At 40.3% G+C, this 22,805-nt stretch carries 24 protein-coding genes, 1 pseudogene and 1 other annotated feature (1 of these 26 only partly in view); of the genes and pseudogenes, 21 read left to right on the top strand and 4 right to left on the bottom strand.

All coding sequences use genetic code 11. From position 1 onward, the window contains the following. Nucleotides 1–55, top strand: a sequence feature (ribosomal protein L21 leader region); it begins 27 nt to the left of the window's first position. A gap of 13 nt (nucleotides 56–68) precedes the next feature. The 7 genes from rplU to pheA all read left to right on the top strand — a co-directional run bounded on the left by rplU (nucleotide 69) and on the right by pheA (nucleotide 4,718). Continuing rightward, on the top strand, nucleotides 69–377 hold the full coding sequence (rplU, locus tag ACJ004_RS18835; protein WP_168245219.1) for a 50S ribosomal protein L21: 309 nt from the start codon (nucleotides 69–71) through the stop codon (nucleotides 375–377). A 15-nt stretch (nucleotides 378–392) separates the two neighbouring features. Next, on the top strand, nucleotides 393–734 hold the full coding sequence (locus ACJ004_RS18830) for a ribosomal-processing cysteine protease Prp (RefSeq protein WP_410894680.1): 342 nt from the start codon (nucleotides 393–395) through the stop codon (nucleotides 732–734). After that, nucleotides 735–1,028, top strand: a complete 294-nt coding sequence (gene rpmA, locus ACJ004_RS18825; protein WP_410894679.1) for a 50S ribosomal protein L27 — start codon at nucleotides 735–737, stop codon at nucleotides 1,026–1,028. It abuts the gene before it with no gap. A gap of 208 nt (nucleotides 1,029–1,236) precedes the next feature. Beyond that, complete coding sequence (locus ACJ004_RS18820; RefSeq protein ID WP_410894678.1) at nucleotides 1,237–1,779, top strand: Spo0B C-terminal domain-containing protein; 543 nt, start codon at nucleotides 1,237–1,239, stop codon at nucleotides 1,777–1,779. 61 nt (nucleotides 1,780–1,840) lie between these two features. Beyond that, nucleotides 1,841–3,133, top strand: coding sequence for a GTPase ObgE (gene obgE, locus ACJ004_RS18815; protein ID WP_410894677.1), 1,293 nt, complete (start codon nucleotides 1,841–1,843; stop codon nucleotides 3,131–3,133). A gap of 42 nt (nucleotides 3,134–3,175) precedes the next feature. Further along, nucleotides 3,176–3,616 (top strand): ACT domain-containing protein, encoded by a 441-nt coding sequence (locus tag ACJ004_RS18810; RefSeq protein ID WP_410894676.1) that lies wholly within the window; start codon nucleotides 3,176–3,178, stop codon nucleotides 3,614–3,616. Between the two features lie 247 nt (nucleotides 3,617–3,863). Beyond that, nucleotides 3,864–4,718, top strand: coding sequence for a prephenate dehydratase (gene pheA, locus ACJ004_RS18805; RefSeq protein ID WP_410894675.1), 855 nt, complete (start codon nucleotides 3,864–3,866; stop codon nucleotides 4,716–4,718). A 56-nt stretch (nucleotides 4,719–4,774) separates the two neighbouring features. On the opposite strand, the gene ACJ004_RS18800 is transcribed toward pheA, so the two are convergent. Together ACJ004_RS18800 and ACJ004_RS18795 are read right to left on the bottom strand one after the other, a co-directional pair. Then, nucleotides 4,775–5,314: a transcription repressor NadR gene (locus tag ACJ004_RS18800; protein ID WP_410894674.1), complete on the bottom strand. Its 540-nt coding sequence runs from the start codon at nucleotides 5,312–5,314 to the stop codon at nucleotides 4,775–4,777. A 45-nt stretch (nucleotides 5,315–5,359) separates the two neighbouring features. Beyond that, nucleotides 5,360–6,517 (bottom strand): IscS subfamily cysteine desulfurase, encoded by a 1,158-nt coding sequence (locus ACJ004_RS18795; protein ID WP_410894673.1) that lies wholly within the window; start codon nucleotides 6,515–6,517, stop codon nucleotides 5,360–5,362. Between the two features lie 167 nt (nucleotides 6,518–6,684). Here ACJ004_RS18795 and nadB point away from each other — a divergent pair, with 167 nt between their 5' ends. The 12 genes and pseudogenes from nadB (at nucleotide 6,685) to yajC (ending at nucleotide 19,422) form a co-directional block, all read left to right on the top strand. Beyond that, the gene (gene nadB, locus ACJ004_RS18790) at nucleotides 6,685–8,271 is read left to right on the top strand and encodes an L-aspartate oxidase (protein WP_410894672.1); all 1,587 of its coding nucleotides are present in this window, start codon (nucleotides 6,685–6,687) and stop codon (nucleotides 8,269–8,271) included. Beyond that, complete coding sequence (nadC, locus tag ACJ004_RS18785) at nucleotides 8,240–9,088, top strand: carboxylating nicotinate-nucleotide diphosphorylase (protein ID WP_410894671.1); 849 nt, start codon at nucleotides 8,240–8,242, stop codon at nucleotides 9,086–9,088. Before nadB ends, nadC begins: the two co-directional genes overlap by 32 nt. 1 nt (nucleotide 9,089) lies before the next feature. After that, nucleotides 9,090–10,187 carry a quinolinate synthase NadA gene (nadA, locus tag ACJ004_RS18780; protein WP_410894670.1) on the top strand — a complete coding sequence of 366 codons (1,098 nt, stop codon included), beginning with the start codon at nucleotides 9,090–9,092 and terminating at the stop codon, nucleotides 10,185–10,187. Between the two features lie 345 nt (nucleotides 10,188–10,532). Continuing rightward, nucleotides 10,533–10,667, top strand: a pseudogene (safA, locus tag ACJ004_RS18775) (SafA/ExsA family spore coat assembly protein); the annotation flags it as partial. 1,738 nt (nucleotides 10,668–12,405) lie between these two features. Next, nucleotides 12,406–13,395: a phosphotransferase gene (locus tag ACJ004_RS18765; RefSeq protein WP_410894669.1), complete on the top strand. Its 990-nt coding sequence runs from the start codon at nucleotides 12,406–12,408 to the stop codon at nucleotides 13,393–13,395. Nucleotides 13,396–13,499: 104 nt separating this feature from the next. Continuing rightward, nucleotides 13,500–14,195: a YhcN/YlaJ family sporulation lipoprotein gene (locus tag ACJ004_RS18760; RefSeq protein ID WP_410894668.1), complete on the top strand. Its 696-nt coding sequence runs from the start codon at nucleotides 13,500–13,502 to the stop codon at nucleotides 14,193–14,195. 131 nt (nucleotides 14,196–14,326) lie between these two features. Next, on the top strand, nucleotides 14,327–14,881 hold the full coding sequence (locus tag ACJ004_RS18755; protein ID WP_410894667.1) for a BofC C-terminal domain-containing protein: 555 nt from the start codon (nucleotides 14,327–14,329) through the stop codon (nucleotides 14,879–14,881). Between the two features lie 320 nt (nucleotides 14,882–15,201). Beyond that, nucleotides 15,202–15,813: a Holliday junction branch migration protein RuvA gene (gene ruvA / locus ACJ004_RS18750; RefSeq protein WP_410894666.1), complete on the top strand. Its 612-nt coding sequence runs from the start codon at nucleotides 15,202–15,204 to the stop codon at nucleotides 15,811–15,813. Between the two features lie 10 nt (nucleotides 15,814–15,823). Next, on the top strand, nucleotides 15,824–16,828 hold the full coding sequence (ruvB, locus tag ACJ004_RS18745; RefSeq protein WP_410894665.1) for a Holliday junction branch migration DNA helicase RuvB: 1,005 nt from the start codon (nucleotides 15,824–15,826) through the stop codon (nucleotides 16,826–16,828). A 79-nt stretch (nucleotides 16,829–16,907) separates the two neighbouring features. Then, nucleotides 16,908–17,936 carry a tRNA preQ1(34) S-adenosylmethionine ribosyltransferase-isomerase QueA gene (queA, locus tag ACJ004_RS18740; protein WP_410894664.1) on the top strand — a complete coding sequence of 343 codons (1,029 nt, stop codon included), beginning with the start codon at nucleotides 16,908–16,910 and terminating at the stop codon, nucleotides 17,934–17,936. Between the two features lie 23 nt (nucleotides 17,937–17,959). Beyond that, nucleotides 17,960–19,099 carry a tRNA guanosine(34) transglycosylase Tgt gene (gene tgt / locus ACJ004_RS18735; protein WP_410894663.1) on the top strand — a complete coding sequence of 380 codons (1,140 nt, stop codon included), beginning with the start codon at nucleotides 17,960–17,962 and terminating at the stop codon, nucleotides 19,097–19,099. Between the two features lie 29 nt (nucleotides 19,100–19,128). Continuing rightward, entirely contained in the window at nucleotides 19,129–19,422 is a 294-nt protein-coding gene (yajC, locus tag ACJ004_RS18730) for a preprotein translocase subunit YajC (RefSeq protein ID WP_410894662.1), read from the top strand. 44 nt (nucleotides 19,423–19,466) lie between these two features. Here yajC and ACJ004_RS18725 read toward each other — a convergent pair whose 3' ends face one another. Then, nucleotides 19,467–19,829: a TIGR04086 family membrane protein gene (locus ACJ004_RS18725; protein ID WP_410894900.1), complete on the bottom strand. Its 363-nt coding sequence runs from the start codon at nucleotides 19,827–19,829 to the stop codon at nucleotides 19,467–19,469. Between the two features lie 263 nt (nucleotides 19,830–20,092). On the opposite strand from ACJ004_RS18725, the gene ACJ004_RS18720 reads away from it, so the two are divergent. Then, nucleotides 20,093–20,752, top strand: a complete 660-nt coding sequence (locus tag ACJ004_RS18720; RefSeq protein WP_410894661.1) for a DUF421 domain-containing protein — start codon at nucleotides 20,093–20,095, stop codon at nucleotides 20,750–20,752. 32 nt (nucleotides 20,753–20,784) lie between these two features. Here ACJ004_RS18720 and spoVB read toward each other — a convergent pair whose 3' ends face one another. After that, entirely contained in the window at nucleotides 20,785–22,332 is a 1,548-nt protein-coding gene (gene spoVB, locus ACJ004_RS18715; RefSeq protein WP_410894660.1) for a stage V sporulation protein B, read from the bottom strand. Nucleotides 22,333–22,469: 137 nt separating this feature from the next. Here spoVB and ACJ004_RS18710 point away from each other — a divergent pair, with 137 nt between their 5' ends. After that, complete coding sequence (locus ACJ004_RS18710; protein ID WP_410894659.1) at nucleotides 22,470–22,766, top strand: post-transcriptional regulator; 297 nt, start codon at nucleotides 22,470–22,472, stop codon at nucleotides 22,764–22,766. Nucleotides 22,767–22,805: the final 39 nt, after the last annotated feature.

Raw genomic sequence — 22,805 nt, 5'->3', positions numbered from 1 at the left:
AGTAAGATTTGTGTGAAAGCATAAGCCCCTGTATATGGCGAGTCTGAGTTTATAAGGAGGTGCAGTTCATGTACGCAATTATTGAAACTGGTGGTAAACAAGTGAAAGTCGAAGAAGGCCAAGCTATCTACATTGAAAAACTTAATGCAGAAGCTGGTGAAACAGTTACTTTTGACAAAGTTCTTTTCGTTGGCGGTGAAAACGTAAAAGTAGGAAGCCCTGTTGTTGCAGGTGCTACGGTTACAGCTAAAATTGAAAAGCAAGGTCGTCAAAAGAAAATTACTGTTTTCAAGTACAAAGCGAAGAAAAACTACCACAAGAAGCAAGGTCATCGTCAACCTTACACTAAAGTAGTCATCGAAAAAATCAACGCGTAAGGTGTTGAATAATAGATGATTCAAATTACGATTAATCGTACGGAGTCCGGAATTATTCATTCGTTTACAATGAGCGGACATGCCAAGTTTGCTAAGCATGGCGAGGATATCGTTTGTGCAGGAGCTTCGGCAGTATCTGTTGGGACAATCAATGCAGTTCATGCCTTAACAGGTGTGACTCCAGAGTTTGAAAATAAGCCTGGTTTTCTCCGCTGTGTAATCCCGGAAAATCTTCCAGAAAACACGCAAGAGAAAGTACAGCTTCTTCTCGAAGGAATGGCCGTTTCATTACGGGCGATTGAAGAAGAGTACGGAAAGCACATAAAGATTACCTTCAAAAAGCAGGAGGTGGAATAAATGTTATTAAAATTAGATCTTCAGTTGTTTGCATCTAAAAAGGGTGTAGGTTCTACAAAAAACGGACGTGACTCTATCTCAAAGCGTCTTGGCGCTAAGCGTGCAGATGGTCAATTCGTAACTGGTGGTTCAATCCTTTACCGTCAACGCGGTACAAAGATTTACCCAGGTGAAAACGTTGGCCGTGGAGGCGACGATACACTTTTTGCAAAAGTTGACGGCGTTGTGAAATTTGAACGTGTCGGTCGTGATCGCAAAAGAGTGAGCGTTTATCCAGTAGCTCAAGAAGCTTAAGCTAACTACCGAAAACTCTAACCTGTTTGGTTAGAGTTTTCTTTTTGCTAACGAATTTTCCTTCCATATTATACTTCGGGAAACGCTTCGTAGATGCTTCTTTTTGCCTCTAATTATCTTTCATCACAAAAATAAGCTTACTCATTGTTAATTTTTTGATATACTATCAGCAAACTGGTGTTGCGACACTTAATGTGGGAGTGTACGTATGGAGAAAGAATGGGATATTGTTGAGGTGCTTCGGCATTCTCGGCATGATTGGTTAAATAGGCTTCAGTTAATAAAAGGGAACTTGGATTTAAACCGTATCGACCGGGCTAAATCGGTCATCGATGAAATTATTATAGAAGCCCAACATGAGTCAAAGCTCTCGAATTTGAAAATGCCTTTGTTTGCCTCACTGCTGTTAAAATCAAATTGGGAGAATCCTTCCTTTAAACTGGAATATGAGGTGCTTCAAGATACAGAATCTTTTCAATTGAATGAAGCACTGTTGACCAATTGGACAACCCTTTTATTTAAATGTTTAAATGAAGCAATTGAGGCTTTCCAAGAAAATCATTTATCGATAACAATTGACCAGCAATCAAAGGGAATTCGTTTCTTTTTTGATTTTAGCGGGATAATAATAAAAAGTGAAATAATTGAAGAATTCCTGGCAGGACCCCATAGTCTACTCGATATAGTGGTTAAGGACTTCTCAGAAAGTGAACTTGCAATAGAGGTTTTTATACCTTTTCAAAAAAAATAGGTTAAAGTTAAGACACTTTTCGTGACATTTATTGACTCGAAATGCAGACTGGAGGAATAAGATGTTTGTTGATCAAACGAAGATTTATGTAAAAGGCGGAGATGGCGGTAATGGTATGGTCGCGTTCCGTAAAGAAAAATATATACCAAAAGGTGGTCCAGCTGGTGGAGATGGCGGGAAAGGTGCGAATGTTGTTTTTGAAGTAAATGAAGGCTTACGCACTTTAATGGATTTCCGGTATCAACGTCATTTTAAAGCACCACGTGGTGAGCATGGCATGTCCAAAAACCAGCACGGTGCCGGTGCAAAGGATATGATTGTTAAGGTACCGCCAGGAACCGTTGTCATTGATGCAAATACGCAGGAAGTCCTTGCTGATTTAGTGGAGAATGGTCAACAGGCGATTATTGCCAAAGGCGGCCGTGGCGGGCGCGGAAATTCACGGTTTGCTACCCCTGCAAACCCAGCACCTGAGCTTTCGGAAAATGGAGAACCAGGTCAAGAGCGTGAAGTCATTCTTGAATTGAAGCTGCTTGCTGATGTCGGTCTAGTTGGATTTCCGAGTGTTGGAAAATCAACGCTATTATCAGTTGTATCTTCGGCAAGGCCAAAAATTGCCGAGTACCATTTTACAACCATTGTTCCGAATCTTGGGATGGTAGAAACAGAAGATGGCAGAAGCTTTGTTATGGCAGACCTTCCGGGGTTGATTGAGGGAGCAAGTGAAGGCGTGGGCTTAGGTCATCAATTCTTACGTCATATTGAACGGACAAGGGTTATTGTTCATGTTATAGATATGGCTGCGATGGAAGGCAGGGACCCATATGAGGACTACCAGACCATCAATCGTGAATTAAGTGAATACAATTTACGTTTAACCGAGCGCCCGCAAATCATTGTCGCCAATAAGATGGATATGCCTGAAGCAGAAGAGAACTTGAAAAAGTTTAAGGAGCAGCTTGAAGAGGAATATCCTATCTTCCCGATTTCAGCGGTAACCAGAAAAGGTCTTCGCGAATTAATATATGCTGTTGCAGATAAGATTGAGGAAACACCAGAATTTCCACTTGAGCATGAGGAAGAGGAAACAACGGGTGTGCATCGTGTTCTTTATAAGCACGAGGCAGAACCGGAAGCATTTAAAATTACAAGAGAACCGAATGGTACATTTGTCGTTTCTGGTGAAAAAACAGATAAACTCTTTAAAATGACAGACTTCTCAAGAGAAGAATCGGTTCGTCGTTTTGCACGTCAACTTCGTGGTCTTGGTGTAGATGCAGCCTTGAGGGAAAGAGGAGCAAAAGACGGGGATATTGTGAAATTAATGGAGTTCGAATTTGAGTTTATTGAATAAGAAGGGTTTCTGTCCTGAAGAGAGTAGGGTAGAGTGATAAAAATGGATAAAAAATTTTACTTAGTGCGTGAAGACGTTTTGCCGGAAGCGATGAAAAAAACGCTTGATGTGAAAGAAATGTTAGATCGTGGTAAAGCAGAATCAGTTGCAGATGCAGTGCAAAAAGCGGATTTAAGCAGAAGTGCCTTTTATAAATACAGAGATACTGTTTTTCCTTTCTCAACCATTAAAAAGGAAAAGATCATCTCGCTTTTCTTTCATTTGGAAGATCGCTCAGGTACGCTGTCCAAATTGCTCGGTGTTGTTGCAAACTCAGGCTGTAATGTTGTTACCCTTCACCAAACGATTCCGTTGCAAAGCAGGGCGAATGTGACACTCTCATTAAACACTTCTAACATTATGATGGAAATAGATGAGTTGCTGAAAGAACTAAGGAAACTCGAATTTGTAGAAAAGGTAGAAGTGCTGGGAACAGGTGTGTAGAAATAACTACCACTGGCTCTCAGCTTTCTTTTTAGAAATGGCCGTGTGAAGGGGTATTGTTGATTTTTCCACTCTGTTGATTGGAGCGGAAGGCGCGAAGACTCCTGCGGGAGTGCGGGGCAGGGGAGACCCCGCAGGCGCTAGAAGCGCCGAGGAGGCTCCCCGCAACGCCCGCGGAAAGCGAAGCGCCTGGAGCGGAAATCAACAGCCAAGTTTAACACAGCCAAAAAAATAAGGAGTGGGGAAAGTGAAGGTTGGATACTTAGGACCAAAAGCTACATTCACAGAATTAGCAGTCAAAAAAGTTTTTCAAGGATTTGAACTTGAGCCCTATCAAACAATTCCTGCAAGTATGGATGCCATCGTCGATAAAGAAGTAGAACTGGCAGTGGTTCCAATCGAAAATGCTTTAGAAGGCTCAGTGAATATTACTCTTGATTATTTAACACAGGTTGTTCAAATACCAATTATTGGTGAAATTACCTTGCCAATCAAACAGCATTTGATGGTCCATCCGGATAATCAGGAAAATTGGCAGGATGTCAGTAAGGTATTTAGCCATTCTCATGCTATTGCCCAGTGCCATAAATATTTACATAACCATTTAAAGGGTGTTCCATTTGAAAGTGTGTCGTCAACAGCAGCAGCGGCATTGATGGTAATGGAAAACCCAGAGTTGAAAATTGCTGCGATTGCCAATGAACTGGCTGCGCAGGAATACGGATTATCCATTGTTAAAAGAAATATACACGATTTTGATTATAACCATACCCGCTTTGTCGTTCTTTCCGAGAAAGAACTCGATTTTCAGTCGATTAGCGGTTCATCCCATTATAAAACGACACTGATGGTAACACTCCCTTCGGACCCAGCCGGGGCCCTTCATCAGGTGTTATCCGCGTTTGCCTGGAGAAAATTAAACTTATCAAAGATTGAATCGAGACCGATGAAAACAGGAATTGGCAATTACTTTTTTATTATAGATTTGGAAATGAAACTGGATGAGGTGTTAATACCTGGAGCAATTGCAGAAATAGAAGCATTAGGCTGTGGTGTCACCTTATTAGGCAGCTATCCATCTGTTTTAGTGAATTTAGACTAACATAAAAAGGACCCGTTTTTCGGGTCCTTTTAAGTTCGATTTCGGCACGGAAGCTTTTAGGATTCGATCAAAAAGCCTTCTGCTTTTAAGGCTGCTTCGGCGTGATCTAAGACTTGAATGCTTGAGGCTGAGATGGTATGAAGGTGGATTCCATCCGTTAGCTCAGATAATAAAGAAGCACCTGTCTTTTGTATGTTTGCCATGAATTGTTTCACCTCTTGGCGATTTGAAACCATAATCGACGCAGTCAAATCACCGTAAACCTTGTGTTCAATTTTGACATCCTTCACTAATACCCCATGATCAACGAGCAAATATAGTTCTTTTTCGGTGTCTTCAGGTGAATGTCTGCATGCAATGGTTCTTTCAAAGGAATAATTGGTGGCGTTCTGATTTAAATAAATATAACCTTGGCTGGTTGCAATAATTGGTTCATTTTTTGCTTTAAGAAGCGTGATATCTCCGACAATCACCTGTCTGCTAACATTCGTTCGATTGGCGAGTTCACTTCCTGTCAACGGGACAGGACTGTCTTTTAGCAGCTGTAAAATGAAAGACCTCCTTTCCTCTCCCAATATTTTTTTTTGCTCTACCATAAAATTCCCCCTATTTCTATTGCTGTTTTACTATTTTAGCACAGTTTAATTTTTTAATATAACGGAAGCAGCCTCGAAGGCATGAACGATAGAAACGATACTTTCCCCAAGCTTCACTACATCTTCCAAGCTCGTGGAATGACCAAAAGAGATCCGGATAAATTCTTTTGCCTCCGTAGTGGATAATCCCAATGCTTGAGTCACTTTTGCAGGGGATTGCATGCCAATTTGGCAGGCACTACCCGTTGAAATCGCAAAGCCAAGCCGATTACATTCAAGCATCATCCATTGGCCCTCAATGCCGGAAATCCCTAGTCCAACAATATTGGCGAGCTGCGAGGCTTCATTTGCTTGGTGAATTTTCACTTTTTCTTTAATTGGTTCAAGCGTTTCAATAAAGGTTTTCCGCAATAATTGATATTTATTAGTATCCTCTTGCAAATTTCCGATTATTTTCTGCGCGGCGACTGTCATTGCCGCAATGGCCGGAACATTTAACGTTCCTGGACGAAATCCACGTTCATGCGAGCCTCCAGGAAAGAATGGCTCCCATTTAAGAATGGGATCGACATAGACTCCCCCAATCCCTTTTGGACCATATATTTTATGGCCAGAAAAAGAAAAACTGCTTATAAGTGGAGCAATCCTTTTTACATCAATTTTTCCAAAAGACTGAACAAAATCGCTGTGAAAATGTATTTCGTTGTCCTTGCAAATCTTTGTGATTTCATCAATTGGCTGGATCGTGCCTATTTCAGAATTCACATGCTGCAGCACGAATAAAATGGTTTCTGGTTTTATTGAATGTTTGAGCTGTTCTGGGTCAATCAGGCCTTGTGAATTAAGCGGAAGCAGTGTAATTTCATATCCAAATTCCTTTAGTCTATTTAGGATTCCATGGATGGATGAATGCTCCGCCATTCCTGCGATAATATGGTTACCCTCTTTTTTGGGAACGGACAACAAGGCCTCTATTGCTAAAAAATTCCCCTCCGTACCACCACTTGTAAAAAACAGCCCATTTTTATCAATTCCTAAAAGTTTGGCCAATTCTTCCCGGCAATTTTCAAGTAATGCAGCGGACTGACCGCCAGTATCGTGGAGACTGCTTGAGTTACCAAAGTATTCTGTTGCCACCTTCAAATATACTTCCGCGGCTTCAGGGTCAAGTGGAGTTGTCGCTGCAAAATCAAAATATTTCATGATCCTTCTCCAATTCTCATTTTATAGGGTAATGAATCAACATAAACTTAGAAACAATCTAGATCCATCAGGAGGTGTTTCTATTTTTCTATAAAAATACTTGTTTTTAGTTTAATTCTATGTAAATATATATGTCAAGACACCTGTTAGGTCAGGAGGGTTAACATATGACAAATGATGATGTGTTAATTATTGGAAGTGGAGTAGCGGCTTTACAGTTGGCTGTAAAGTTAACTAACGATTTAAATGTGAGGATAATCACAAAAGAAAAAATAAGAACGGCCAATTCTTATCTTGCTCAAGGCGGAATTGCGGCTGCACTAGGGGTAAACGACCACCCCTCTAAGCATATTGTCGATACGCTTGAAGCGGGAAGATTCCACAACAATCAAGAGGTTGTTCAGGAAGTCATTACTGCGGCACCGGATCTTATCATGCACATAGCACAACAAGGCGAAATATTTGATAAAAAACGAAATGGTGAATTGTTCCTTGGAATGGAAGGAGCACATAGTGAGAAGAGAATTGTTCATGGCGGTGGTGATGCCACTGGTAAAAATGTCATGGAACATCTGATTAGTGAATTGGGGCAAAAGCGAAATATCACTATTGAAGAAAATGTCTTCGCATATGAATTACTCCTAAATGCCAAACAGAACCGATGTATCGGCGTTAAATCTAAAACATCGACTGAAGCGATTCAAAGCTTTTATGGCAAGCATGTAATCATCGCAACTGGGGGTTGTGGTCAGTTATATACCTATACCTCTAATGCAAAAACTGTCAGTGGTGATGGGATTGCAATGGCTTATCTAGCAGGTGCAGACATCGTTGATATGGAATTTAATCAATTTCACCCTACGCTTTTATATATAAATGGTGAAACAAAGGGGCTAATATCTGAAGCTGTGAGGGGAGAAGGAGCAACTCTAGTTACAGATGATGGGACTCAGATTATGGAGGGTGTTCACCCCTTAAAAGACCTCGGCCCTAGGCATGTAGTTTCACAAAGGATTTATGAATTCCTAAAAAACGGAAAACAGATTTATTTAGATATCAGCAACATTGATGACTTTGAAAAAAGATTTCCTTCGATCACCTCTATATGTGAGGGTAATGGTATCCAAATAGCGGGTGGAAAAATCCCTGTTGCTCCAGGAAGTCATTTTTTAATGGGAGGAATTAAAACCGATTTAATGGGACGTTCTTCGATCGATGGACTATATGCTATCGGTGAAGCTTCCTGTACTGGTTTACACGGTGCCAATCGTTTAGCGAGTAACTCCTTATTAGAGGGATTATTTCAAGGGGAACGATTATCAAAGTGGATAAATGAAACATGTAAAGTACCGCAAGAGTTAGAACAGAACAAGTACTTCATTCATCCCAATCAAGAAAGAGTATTGAATTTACCAGATGTCCAGCAAATTAAAGATTTAATGATGGAACGGGTTGGAATTGTTCGAAATAAAGAGAATTTGAAAAAGCAGCTAGCCTGGTTAAATCAATACAAGGCCGAAAGCATCCATTTGGATACATGTTCACCAGATGATATAACGAAGGTTTTTATGTTGATTATTGCTAATCTGATCACAGATGCGGCATTAAAACGGACAGAAAGCAGGGGCGGTCACTTTCGAAGTGATTTTCCAAAAGAAGATGATCACCAGTGGTTAAGGAAAACCATTATTCATAACTATAAACAGGGAATGGAGAAGTGCAATGAACACATTGAAACTGCGCTCGCAACTTGAGAAGTTTTTTATTGAAGATATCGGGGAACAAGATATTACCACCGATTTAATCTTTGCAGATGAAACGAATGGAGAAATTGTATTTCTTTCAAAAGATGAAGGAATTTTTTGCGGAGAGGAAATTATTAAGACTGGGTTTCAGCTGCTAAATAATGAAATTTCTACTCGTGTGTTTGTGAAGGATGGTCAAACCATTAAATATGGTGATCAGCTAGCTCAAGTCTCTGGGAAAATAGCTGATTTATTAAAAGGGGAAAGAGTGATCTTGAATCTTATTCAACGGATGAGCGGGATTGCTACACTAACTAGAAAAACGGTTAACACCCTAGATAGCGGCCATACGAAAATCTGTGATACTCGGAAAACAACGCCTGGTCTCCGCATGCTTGAAAAGTATGCTGTACGCTGTGGAGGCGGATATAATCATCGCTTCGGTTTATATGATGGAATCATGATTAAAGATAACCATATTTCTTTTGCCGGTTCCATTTCGAAGGCAGTTGAAGCAGTTCGCAAAAATGCAGGCCATATGGTGAAAGTAGAAGTGGAAGTGGAATCGGAAGCACAGGTATTGGAAGCCGTAAATGCAGGAGCAGATGTGATCATGTTTGATAACCGTACACCGGCAGAAATTAAAGAATTAATAAAATTGGTTCCAGACTCGATCATTACAGAGGCCTCAGGCGGAATCCAATTGACTAATATTGCTGATTATCGCGAAACAGGTGTGGATTATATTTCCCTCGGGTACTTAACTCATTCATATAAAGCACTCGATATTAGTGTAAAAGTGCAATGGATTAAAGGAGATGAGTAATATGGACATATTAGCGACGTTACAAAAAAATAAGATGATCCCAGAAAAATACAAACAAATGTCAAGAGAAGAACTCGAAAACCGGGTAATTGAGGTCAAGAAAGAGCTTGGTTCACGACTGTATATTCCTTGCCATCATTATCAAAAAGACGAGGTTGTCCAGTTTGCGGATGCCACGGGTGATTCCTTACAGCTCGCACAGTTATCAGCTGATAATACAGAAGCAGAATTTATTGTCTTCTGTGGAGTTCATTTTATGGCAGAAACAGCAGATATTTTAACGACCGAAAATCAAAAGGTCATCTTGCCTGATATGCGCGCGGGCTGCTCGATGGCTGATATGGCCGATCTTCAACAAACCGAAAAAGCATGGGAAAAGCTTCAGGAACTTTTTGGAGATACAATCCTTCCTTTAACCTATGTCAATTCAACAGCAGCTATTAAATCGTTTGTTGGTGCACATGGCGGGGCAACAGTAACTTCTTCGAATGCAGAAACGATGGTTAAGTGGGCATTTGAAATGAAGGAACGTATTTTATTTTTACCCGATCAGCATTTAGGCCGAAATACAGCCGTTGAACTAGGTGTAGGCTTAGACGAAATGGCTGTTTGGAACCCAATTACAAATGAACTAGAATTTGAAGGTGATCCTTCAGTAATTAAGGTCATCCTTTGGAAAGGGCATTGTTCGGTTCATGAAAATTTCACTGTTCAAAATGTTATTGATACACGCTACAAATATCCTGATATGAAAATCATCGTTCATCCAGAATGCCGCCGCGAAGTAGTGGAATTAGCCGATATGGCAGGGTCAACGAGTTATATTATCAAAGCCATTGAAAAGGCAGAGCCAGGAACGGCTTGGGCAATTGGTACAGAAATGAATCTTGTCAATCGCTTGATTCAAAATCATCCTGATAAAAAAATCATCTCGTTAAATCCGCAAATGTGTCCATGTCTAACGATGAACCGGATTGACCTGCCGCATTTGGTCTGGAGCCTCGACACACTTGAAGAGACAAATAATATCATTACAGTAAGTCCTGACGTTGCTGAAAATGCCAAATTGGCTCTTGAGCGGATGTTAATAAATTCATAATAAATCTTAAAAAGATGCAATTCATTCTGATTGCATCTTTTTCATTATGGCTCTTTTCGTAAACTTTACTGCTTCTGGAGCTTTATAAAGGTTATTTACTAAGTTTCTAGTTAATTTTCGCAAAAGTTCATACGAAAAGATGCCACGAAGCAAATAGTTTTACGGTTTGATGAACTTATACGAAAAACAATAATCTTTGCGTAAATAGCCTTTATTATTTAATGAAATCATCAGGGGGGATTCATATTCTTTTGAAAAATAGCATAAGTTTTTGTGAAGAAGGATAGCACTTTGCCCATTTTCACATAGACTATATGGACTTATGCCATAGGAGGGGAAATCAGAGTGAAGATCCATATCGTACAGAAAGGGGATACTCTTTGGAAGATAGCCAAGAAGTACGGCGTGAATTTTGAAGAGCTGAAAAAGATGAATTCACAGCTCAGCAACCCTGATATGATTATGCCCGGTATGAAAATAAAGGTCCCAACTTCAGGTGGAACAATAAAAAAAGAAGCCCCAATGGGAACTAAACCAGGTACAACAATCAACTTAGGAGTTAAGAAAGAACAGCCGCTTGCTGAGCAACCGTTAGTCAAAGAGAAACCCGTAAAGGAAGCACCGATTAAAGCAGCACCAATTAAGGAAGCGCCTATCAAAGAAGCCCCAATTAAAGAAGCGCCAATCAAGGAGGCACCAATTAAAGAAGCTCCAATAATAAAAGAAGCACCAAAAGCACCTTATACTCCAAAAATGCCTCTACAAATCGTCCCAGAAATAGATATTAACAATTATTACATGATGAATATGCAAAATATGACTGTACAACAGCCACAACCTGCCAATATCCTACCTGAAATAAAAGAAGTACCAAAGAAAGAGGTTCCAATCAAAGAAGCACCAATCAAAGCAGCACCAATCAAAGCAGCACCAATCAAAGCAGCACCAATCAAGGAAACTCCAATCAAAGAAGCGCCAATAAAGGAAGCTCCAATAAAAGAGACTCCTTTTATTCCAGCACCACCACCACCAGTAATGGAAGCACCAGCAGCGGTGGCACCGCAACAGGATTATTGTGTACCAGTTACTCCAATTATGCCAGGACCTGGATTCTGTCCTCCATTTGGTGGATTCCCGATGCCTATGCACCCAATAATGCCTTACCCACAAGTGCAGGGAGGGATGATGCCAATGCCACAGGTAATGCCTAGTGGGTTTGCAGGCAGTCCAGGAGCAGCACCAACTATTGCAGGCACATCGTTTGCTGCGCCGCATTTCGCTGATGAATCATCATCCTTTATGCCGCAATTGCCTGTTATGAATCCAGCATATAGTCCGGGTGCAGTCATGGGTGTACAATCACCACAACAGCCAGTGTACCCATACATGGATTCTGGAGCATATGGTCAAGTGCCACACGGCTATGGTCAGCAAATGCCAGGAGGATATGGTCAAATGCCACAAAGCTATGGTCAGCAGATGCCAGCGGGATATGATCAAATGCCACACGGCTATGGCCAGCAGATGCCAGCGGGATATGATCAAATGCCACACGGCTATGGCCAGCAAATGCCAGCGGGATACGATCAAATGCCACACGGCTATGGCCAGCAGATACCGGCGGGATACGATCAAATGCCACAAGGTTATGGTCAGGCAATGCCAGCGAGATATGGTCAAATGCCACAAGGTTATGGCCAGCAGATGCCAGCGGGATACGGTCAAATGCCAACCGGATACCCAATGGAAAGCCCATCTGGCTTCGAACCAGTACATTATCCAACTGACTTTGCTCCATCACGGGTAATGCCTGGGAACATGTTCGGAAATCCAGCTATGGGAAATCCATATGGAATGGGAGCACCAAATGGCCAAACGCCATTCGGGTATCCACAAATGAGTGGTCAAATGGGTGAACCTTATAACTACGGATCTCCAGAAATAACTGGTCCTGGTTCATTCATGCAGCCGACGGAAGGGTTACCAGTGGGAAGTGGTGCAATGGGCGATTGCGGCTGTGGAGCGGCACCTGCGGAAATGCCGGCACCAACAGCTATGCCGCAGCAAGCACCAATGCCAACAAACTTTGTGCCGCCAACACCGCCAATTTACAGCGCACCATATACAGGACCTGTTAATGCTGCACAGCCACCTTATTTGAATCCATATGGTATGGGTTCGCTCGGAACAAATCCTTACGGTATGCCAGGTTACCAAGATGAGAGCCTTTAATACGACAAATCATAAAAAGGGAGACGATGATTATTTTGATCGTCTCCTCTCTTATTTTCAATCACAGTTTCATGAAAAAATCCTACAGATGGTTCCGATTCGAAAATCTGTGATTTATTTAAGAACGGATAAAAATACTTATGTCATTAAAGGGTACCATACCAACAGTAGACTTAGACTCCAAGAAGCTTTTACAGCCACTCTGAAAAAAGAGGGATTTACAAAGACCTATTTATTTTTAACTTCACCTGTGAGAGAACAGTTATTTTTTGAAGGAACTTATTTTGGATGTATGGAGTACATACCTCCAAATAAAGCTGTATTTTCTTTCCACTCTCATAAAAATCGCCAAGAAGGAATTGAGTTATTAGAATTATTTCACCAAACCACAGCCTCGATTGAAGCGCGCTATCGAACCTTACTTCCAAAAGGTCACCTTATCGAAAAATGGACGGAAAGATTAAATGTGTTTTCAAATAATCTGCCCTATCTTGGGTACTTTATCAATGATCAATTCATCATTGAAATGATTGATTGGGCAAACTGGTCGTTAGAAGGAATGGAAAATAACCGGAGGTTCTTTCTAAAAGAACCCTCGCTCATTCTCCATGGGGACGTAGCCCACCATAATTTTTTAAGGGATTCAGACGGCCAGTTAAATCTAATTGATTTTGATTTAATCAGTATTGGTCCTGCCTCATTTGATTATTTACAATATGCCAACCGGATTTTACCTTACATCGATTGGTCATTCGAAAGACTTTCGAGCCTTTCTCCAATAAAGAAATATTTACACGAAGCGGCTTTTTTATATGCATTAGCCTATCCTGCGGACATTTTTCGGGAATGGAATCGAATGATTCGTGAAAAATCCTACACTGATCATACAAAATACAAACAAGTTATGGACTTAACGATCAGTCAATTTTATGCAAGGAAAAAATTTATTGATCACCTAAAGGAGTTATTAAACTGAACTTAGCTGGAAGTAACCGTCTGAATGAAATCCCCTCAAAGTTAGCACCCTAATAGAGAGCATAGCTAACATGCTCAGGATGTTAATGGAGGGGGTTTTTTCGCTTGAAAAAGAAACAGTGGATGATTCCTCTTTCAGCCACATTAATGATTGGGCTGGCTGGATGTGCAAGTAATAATGATCGTGCAGGGGTTAACGAAAACAATAATTATTCACCAACACCGGTCGGTTATTACTCCAATGAAAACCACCCAACCTCTAATAACAATCTCTTTAGAGATAATGACGGGGCAATTACGGAAATGATGGACCATACTCTTGGGGATGAGGATCAAGTTATTAACGAAAATAGAAGAAATCAGCTTCAAACAAGGGATGAAAATGGGAATCCGAAAAATCCAACAACACCGATTGCATCCAAAGATCGTAATTTCTTGCAACGTGATAATCGATTTAGTACAAGCGATATGAATTATCACGGTCACCTAAATGTAAATATGAGAAATACTGGGGTAGCTACCGACCCTGACTTTCAGAATAACGTAACTAATAAAATCAGAAACACCGTAGCCGCGGTTCCAAATGTAGAGGACGTCAGATCCGTCGCTTACGGTAGTTCAATTATAGTTTCTGTAAATTTAATTGATAATGATCAAGCCTCTGCAACCAAAAGAGCCATTAAGAAAGCCGTAAAGCCGTACGCAAATGGAAGAACGGTTAAGGTCATATTTGATGAGGGAAAGATTGGCCGCGACCGCAATATCTACAATGACAGTCAACAAGAAAAGGGTGGAAGGTAATTCCTTCTGAGCGAGGGTAAAGCTTTTTTTGCTTTACCCTTTTTAAAATGGACTGAAGGATAAAAAGGCAAAATAAGGCTACACTAGTACTGAATAGAATGTTCAATTTTTAACAATAAGAGGTGAGTAGCATGAGGTATCATTGGATGGCATGGTATCGGTTTATTTTTGCCGGGTTCGCTGTTCTTCTCTTCATGTTTATTTTTAATGCTAAGGGAATAACGATCATTGGCTCAGCCGCTCCAATCGATAACCATCAGAAAGAGGGAAAGACCGAACCGCTAAATATGGAGGTTATTTTGGAACGGGTCTATTTGGACGGGGAAATAAGTCAAGAAGTGGTTCATGAGACATGCTGGTCCATGGAAAATTTTTGGGCAAAATATGACCAGTGGCAGCTAATTGATATGGACGAGTCAACAATGGTATTTCGGAAGCAAGTTAATGACATATCACCATTGCTTAAAGCAAATGGCTTTTTTGGAATTACCGAAGAGGGTGTTTTAAGTATATTTAATGGCAGACCTGACCAGTTACGGATTATTCAATCATTTTTTCAAATAGATATTAAGAAGTTAGAAAGTACAAAGCAAGAAGAATTGATTCAAGGCATTCCTATAAAAAATAAGAATCGGTATGTCGAAGTTTTAGAGACATTTAAGCCGTATTCATTAAAAAAAGAATAGCAATATCAACGAATCAGACTGATGCCGCCATTTCAGTTTGGTTTTTTTTTGAATTCTCAGTTAAAAATCGAGTTCGAACAGCGATTTTGGGATTCAATGGGCGAATTTCACAGTATAATGAGCGAATTTCCATATTCAATGAGCGAATTCTGCGGTTTAATGGGCGAATTCCACAATTCAATGAGCGAATCCCAAATACAATTAGCAAATTTCAAATTTCTCGAATAGTTTGATATTCCGCCAAACCGTTATTTTCTACAACTTACTTAAAATAGTATGGTAGAATGAAATACAGTGTAAAATTAGGGGAGAGAATATAAGTGTACGAATTTATTAAAGGGACCGTCGAATTTGTCGGGCCTGAATATATCGTGATTGAGAACAATGGAATCGGTTATCAAATCGCAACGCCCAATCCGTTTATCTATACGGGTAAAATGGAATCAATGGTAACAGTATATACTTACCACTATGTTCGTGAGGATGTCATTGCTCTTTACGGATTTGAAACAAGGGAAGAGAAAAGGCTTTTTACAAAATTATTAAATGTTTCCGGAATTGGACCAAAAGGGGCCCTGGCAATCCTTGCTTCCGGTGAAGTTCAGCAAGTGGTGACCGCCATTGAAAATGAAGATGAAAGTTTCCTCGTCAAATTCCCTGGAGTTGGTAAAAAAACGGCCCGTCAAATGATCCTGGACCTAAAAGGAAAACTGCAGGACATCGTTCCAGACTATTTCCCAAATCTATTTAATAGCGACCAACTTCACTTACAAACACAATCTGGCAGCTCTAACTTAGAAGAAGCAATTCTTGCCTTGAAAGCATTGGGTTACTCCGAGAAAGAAATCAAAAAGATTACACCTGAGTTAAGAAAAGAACAAATGTCTACGGACCAATACATTAAGAAAGCCCTTCAGCGGCTTTTAAAATAGGTGATGATTGATGGAAGACCGGATTATTTCTAGTGAAGTTAACGAGAGCGAGTTGAGCATTGAACAGAGCCTTAGGCCGCAAGTTCTAAGTCAATATATAGGACAAGATCAGGTAAAGGAAAACCTCGATATTTATATCAAAGCGGCAAAAATGCGGAAGGAAACGTTAGACCATGTCCTTCTTTATGGACCACCGGGATTGGGGAAAACAACACTTGCAGTGATTATTGCCAATGAAATGGGCGTAAACATTCGGACCACATCAGGACCTGCAATTGAGAGGCCTGGTGATTTAGCTGCTATTCTAACTGCACTCGAACCTGGAGATGTTTTATTTATCGATGAAATCCATCGCTTGCAACGGACGATTGAAGAGGTGCTATATCCAGCGATGGAGGATTTTTGTCTTGATATTGTCATCGGTAAAGGACCAAGTGCGAGGTCTGTCCGCCTTGACCTCCCACCGTTTACTCTTGTAGGCGCGACAACGAGGGCAGGTTCCTTATCGGCACCATTACGCGACCGGTTTGGAGTTTTAAGTCGTCTCGAGTATTATAAAGAAGACCAATTGAAAAATATTGTGCTTCGAACAGCAGAAGTGTTCGGAACCGAAATCGACGATCTGTCAGCAGCAGAGATAGCTAGGAGATCTCGAGGGACCCCAAGGATAGCAAATCGTCTCCTCCGCCGGGTTAGAGATTTTGCCCAGGTAAGAGGGAATGGGACAATTGATCTTGCCGTTGCACGAGAATCGCTCGAACTCCTCCAAGTCGATAAACTTGGGTTAGACCATATCGACCATAAACTGCTAAAAGGCATTATTGAAAGATTCCGCGGTGGACCTGTCGGCCTTGATACGATTGCCGCCTCCATTGGCGAGGAATCTGAAACAATCGAGGATGTATATGAACCGTATTTATTACAAATTGGCTTTTTACAAAGAACTCCACGTGGCAGGGTGGTAACTCCGTTGGTCTATCATCATTTTGGTATGGAAGTTCCACCCCAGAGCTAAACCGAAGCGTCTGAAGCGGAAATCAACAGACAAGTTTAACACAGCCTTATTATTAAAAAATAGATTAGGGTGTCATAATATGAAGGTAGATTTATTTGATTTTCATTTGCCTGAGGAATTAATTGCGCAGGTTCCATTACATAATCGAACCGACAGCCGATTAATGGTCCTTAATAAACAATCAGGCGAAATAAAACATGAAGTCTTTAAAGATGTGATTGATTATTTGCGTGAAGGAGATTGCCTTGTATTAAACGATACCAAGGTACTTCCTGCACGTCTTTTTGGTGTCAAAAAAGATACAGGTGCCAAAATCGAAGTTTTACTTTTGAAGCAGCTGGAAGGAGACCGGTGGGAAACACTTGTCAAGCCAGCAAAAAGAGTGAAGGAAGGAACCGAAATTGAGTTCGGCGAGGGCCTTCTTTCAGCTGTATGTACAGGTACCTCGGACCATGGCGGGCGTGTTTTAGAATTCAAATATGAGGGTATCTTTTATGAAGTACTTGACCAATTAGGTGAGATGCCACTGCCGCCATATATAAAAGAGCAGCTTGAGGACAGAGATCGGTATCAGACCGTGTATGCACGTGAACCTGGATCAGCCGCGGCGCCAACAGCAGGTCTTCATTTTACAGACAGCTTATTAGAAAAGATTAAAGAAAAAGGAGTCCATATTGCCTTTATTACCCTCCATGTTGGTCTTGGGACATTCCGTCCTGTGAGTGTAGAGGAAGTTTTGGAACACGATATGCACTCCGAATTTTATATGGTCACAGAGGGGACAGCACGGCTGCTCAACGAAGTTCGCAGAAATGGGGGCAGAATTATCTCAGTAGGGACTACCTCAACACGGACCCTTGAAACCATTGCCTCTGCAAATGATGGACAGTTTATTGAAGGCAGCGGTTGGACGAATATTTTTATTTATCCAGGGTATGAATTTAAAGCAATTGATGGGATGATTACCAACTTTCATTTACCAAAATCAACCTTAATTATGTTAGTCAGTGCCTTAGCAGGCAGAGAACATGTGTTACATGCCTATCAAACTGCGGTTACTGAACGGTATCGTTTCTTTAGTTTTGGTGATGCGATGTTAATCATCTAAAGCATTAGGAAGGAGAAAAAATATTGACTGCAATTCGTTATGAATTAATCAAGACATGTAAACAAACAGGGGCTCGACTCGGCAGGGTACATACACCGCACGGAACGTTTGATACGCCTGCATTTATGCCTGTTGGAACACTTGCAACGGTAAAAACAATGTCCCCCGAAGATTTAAAGGAAATGGGCGCGGGGATTATCTTAAGTAATACCTATCATCTATGGCTCAGACCTGGTCATGAGATCATCAGGGAAGCTGGCGGATTACATAAATTTATGAACTGGGATAGAGCAATCCTAACTGATTCTGGCGGGTTTCAGGTATTTAGTTTAAGTGAATTCCGTAAAATTGAAGAAGAAGGCGTTCATTTCCGCAACCATATGAGTGGTGAAAAATTATTTTTATCACCAGAAAAGGCGATGGAAATTCAAAATGCCCTTGGTTCTGATATTATGATGGCATTTGATGAGTGTCCGCCATTTCCTGCCACATTTGAGTATATGCAAAAGTCTGTGGAGCGAACATCTCGATGGGCGGAGCGCTGTTTAACTGCACATAGCCGCCCAAATGACCAAGGTCTATTTGGAATCGTCCAGGGAGGAGAATATGAGGAACTTCGCAAGCAGAGCGCGCGAGACCTTGTTTCGTTAGACTTCCCGGGCTATGCTGTAGGCGGTTTGTCAGTAGGTGAACCGAAGGATGTTATGAATCGTGTGCTTGAGTTTACGACACCACTTTTACCATCTAATAAACCACGCTATTTAATGGGAGTGGGTTCCCCAGACTCTTTAATAGACGGTTCTATTCGTGGGATTGATATGTTTGACTGTGTATTGCCAACAAGGATTGCCAGAAATGGGACATTGATGACTAGCACCGGCCGCCTAGTGGTAAAGAATGCTAAGTTTGCGAGGGATTTTGGTCCGCTTGATGAAAATTGTGATTGTTACACTTGCCGAAATTATAGCCGGGCATATATTCGTCACTTAGTAAAATGTGATGAAACGTTTGGAATTCGCTTAACGTCTTACCATAATCTCTATTTTCTGTTAAGATTAATGGAGAAAGTCAGACAAGCTATCATGGAAGACCGGCTTGGTGATTTTAGAGAAGAATTTTTTGAACGTTATGGTTTTAACAAACCGAACGCGAAAAATTTCTAATAGATGTATATTGAAAGGAGGGAAACAGGATGTCTGGAGGAATTGGTACAATCATTCCATTAATATTAATGTTTGTGTTATTTTATTTCCTATTAATTCGCCCACAGCAAAAGCGCCAAAAAGCGGTTAAGCAAATGCAAAGCGATTTAAAAAAGGGTGATAAAATTGTCACGATTGGTGGACTACATGGATTTATAGATTCAATTGATGAGAATAAAGCCGTAATCAAATGTGGTGACGGAAGCCGTCTAACATTTGATCGTAATGCCATTCGTGAAGTCACTGCTGATGCTGGTGAGGGAAGCGTTAATCTAACAAAATAATGACAGACAAAAAAGGAAGCCGTGATTATGGCTTCCTTTATATTTTATACCGATCTTCGTGAATTGTTTGTTGAAATGTTTACTCCTAAAATTCCACCCATCATTGCAATTAATGTGTAGCAAGTATGGTATATTACTTGTTCGGCGTTAAACAAGCGATCATATCCTAAGTATTGGAACAAAAAGACAATGAGCGAGTAAATTAATCCAGTTAATCCCCCAATAAGCCAGCCCTTTTCTTTTCTTTTTCCACCAGATAGAAAACCGCCTCCGAATAGCCCGATGAATGATAATGCCGTAATTACGTATTGTAGTGATACTTCACGTGCAGACGTGAACCTAAGTATAAACGCAAATATTAGGCTGCTAATTACAGCAAAAACTAGAATGAAAATTAATCCGTACAGAATAGAAGTACCAAAGCTTTTCGATTCGATTTTAACTCTCCCCCTTCAATTACCATTTAGGTTGGCATTTTTATTTTCAAATTCTGTACTGCCAGACCCTAGATAAGTTTCTTCCTAGTACAAGCGTATTCGTGGAAGGGGAAAAGTAGAATTAAAAATTCGTTACTTTTCATGAATTGAGATATATTTGGCAGTTTCTTCCGCTGATTTTTTATCGATTAATGCAAACAATATAATTGAATGTAAATAAAGGGGAGACTGTTGTGGACAATTATGTAACGATTGTGGTACGGACGCTAGTATTCTATTGCTTAATCCTGATCATTTTTCGTGTGATGGGGAAAAGGGAAATTGGTGAATTAAGTATTTTAGATCTTGTGGTTTTCGTTATGATTGGTGAGTTGGCAGTAGTAGCCATTGAAAAACCGGAAATACAAATTTTTCATACGATAATCCCAATGGTGTTATTGATGTTAATTCAAATATTGTTTGCAATCATTTCTTTAAAGAGTAAAAAATTTCGAAATCTCATTGATGGACAGCCAAGCATTATTATTAATAAGGGGAAAATAGATGAGTCAGCGATGCGGAAGCAGCGTTATAATTTTGATGATTTAATGACTCAGCTCCGTGAAAAAAACATTCGTAGTATTGCTGACGTAGAGTTTGCAATCCTTGAATCCTCTGGAAGTTTGTCAGTCATTGAAAAATTAAAAAATAGTGATGATGAATCTCATCAGGGAGACATTACCATTCCTCTAATTTTAGATGGGTATATTGAAGAAGAAAATTTGAAGCGAATTAATAAAACAAATCTCTGGCTTCGGCAGGAATTGAAAAAACAGGGCTATAGGGATGTTAAGAAGATCTCATTTTGTAGTTTTGAAAATGGAAAATTCTTTATCGATATAAAAGATGAATGAACAAAAGACACGCGGGAAGCGTGTCTTATTTTTTAGGTGAAAAAATTTCCTAGCCAAGGGATCCGTTGGAGCTCATCCCTTTTAATCAGACCTAATAAAAGTATTAAGACAATATAGGAAATGGCCATTGCTAGTAATGAAAATAAGACCCTAATGGTTAACACTTCATTAAGGAATAGATGGGCAAATATCCAATAGCCAAGCCAACCAGTGCCACCCATAACCAAAAATCCCTTTACATAATCGCGAACATAAAACGAAAAGGAAATCTTTTTTAATACTGTGGCAAAGTGAAGAACTGTTACCAAAACAAAGCCGACGATAATCCCTAATGCTACTCCATTAATGCCAAATGTGGCTTGCGATGCTAGTAAAAAGATCACAGCTGTTTTAACGATGGCACCAATAAGACTATTAATCATAGCGGCTCGCGCAAGATTCAATGCCTGAAGTACGGCTTGTAATGGTCCTTGATAGTAATAGAATATAAAGAAGGGAGCCATTAGCCGAATGAAATAAGAGCCCTTTGCTGAGCCATACATAAGTTGCATTAAAGGGTCTGCTAACACATAAAGAACAACGACGGCCAATCCACCTGATAAAAAAGCAAATCTTAATGCTTGCTGTAATCGGTATTCAATCAATTTTTTGTTGTTTTGGGTATTTGCCTCACTAATCGCTGGGACGAGTGAAGTGGCTAAAGAAAAGGTAATGAATGACGGTAACATCAACAGTGGCATCGCAAAACCAGTTAAGGCACCGTATTGTTTCGTGGCTTCGACGGTGATGACACCTGCAAGGGCTAAGCTATGAACCACAACAATTGGTTCAAAGAACCATGCCACGGAGCCAATCATCCGGCTTCCCATAGTCGGCAGGGCAATATCCATGAGATCTTTGAATGTTTGTTTACCACTGTTAACAAATTGAAAGAAATTTTTCCGTAGTTTAAAGCGTTTTTTTAATTTAAAGGTAGTCATTAAGTAGACGAGTGATACAAGTTCACCAATCACAGAAGACACCATGGCAGCAGCAGCAGCATATTCGATTCCATAAGGCAGGAATGCTTTTGTCATTACAGCAATCAGCGTAATTCGTACAAATTGTTCTAAAACCTGTGAAATGGCGGAAGGACGCATTTGTTGTCTTCCTTGAAAGTAGCCTCTTAACACCGAGGAAATCGCAATCACGGGAACAACTGGAGCTATTGCAATTAAGGGATAATAGGTCCGTGGATCCGTAAACAATGTTTTCGCTAGCAGTGGTGCAAGTAAAATTAGTGCTGGGGTAAAAATTAGGGACAGTGAAATTGTTGTCGCGAGGGAAACGACAAGAATTTTTTTAATCTCCGCAAAATTTCCATTGGCTTCTGCCTCTGCCACATTTTTTGAAATAGCCACAGGGAGTCCCATCTGAGTTAGCGTTACTACAAGGATAAATGTAGGAAACGCCATCATGTATAAGCCAACGCCTTCTTCTCCTATACTTCGTGCTATAACAATCCGATTAATGAAACCAAGGACCCTTGTGACAAGGCCTGCAATTAATAGGATAAAGGTCCCTCTTAAAAACTTCGACATGCTGATTCCCACCTTCTCAAATAAGAAGAATTCATATACAATTAACTATATGCTTAAGGGTGGACAAAGCATGACAAGTAGTAACAGCTTTTTGCAGGGTTCAATTCAAGGGGAGATTTTCCAAGGAGGAAGTCATAATGGATGATAGTCACAGATTCGAACATTTTCGCACCCAGGTTCAACCAGCCATATCAAGTAAACTTGTGGAGTTTCAGCTGCTAGGGCTTGATTCTGTATCAGAACAGGAATTTTGGGATTTTTTAATTAAGAAAAAGTGGAAAAAAAAGAAGGAAGAAATGAAACTGTACGAAATTATCCAAGAAATACTGTCTGTTAAATCTAGTGATTACATCAACTTTGCGACGATTGAGGCTTATAAGGCTTCGGAATTCTCTATGGAAGATGAAGATGAATTAAAAGAACTTCTTAAATAAAAATAATATATATTATCATTTATTGTAAATTGACAGCCA

It is taken from the genome of Neobacillus sp. 204, from assembly GCF_046562815.1.
In the GTDB taxonomy this organism is placed as follows: domain Bacteria; phylum Bacillota; class Bacilli; order Bacillales; family Cytobacillaceae; genus Neobacillus.
This window is presented reverse-complemented; position numbering and strand designations above follow the sequence as displayed.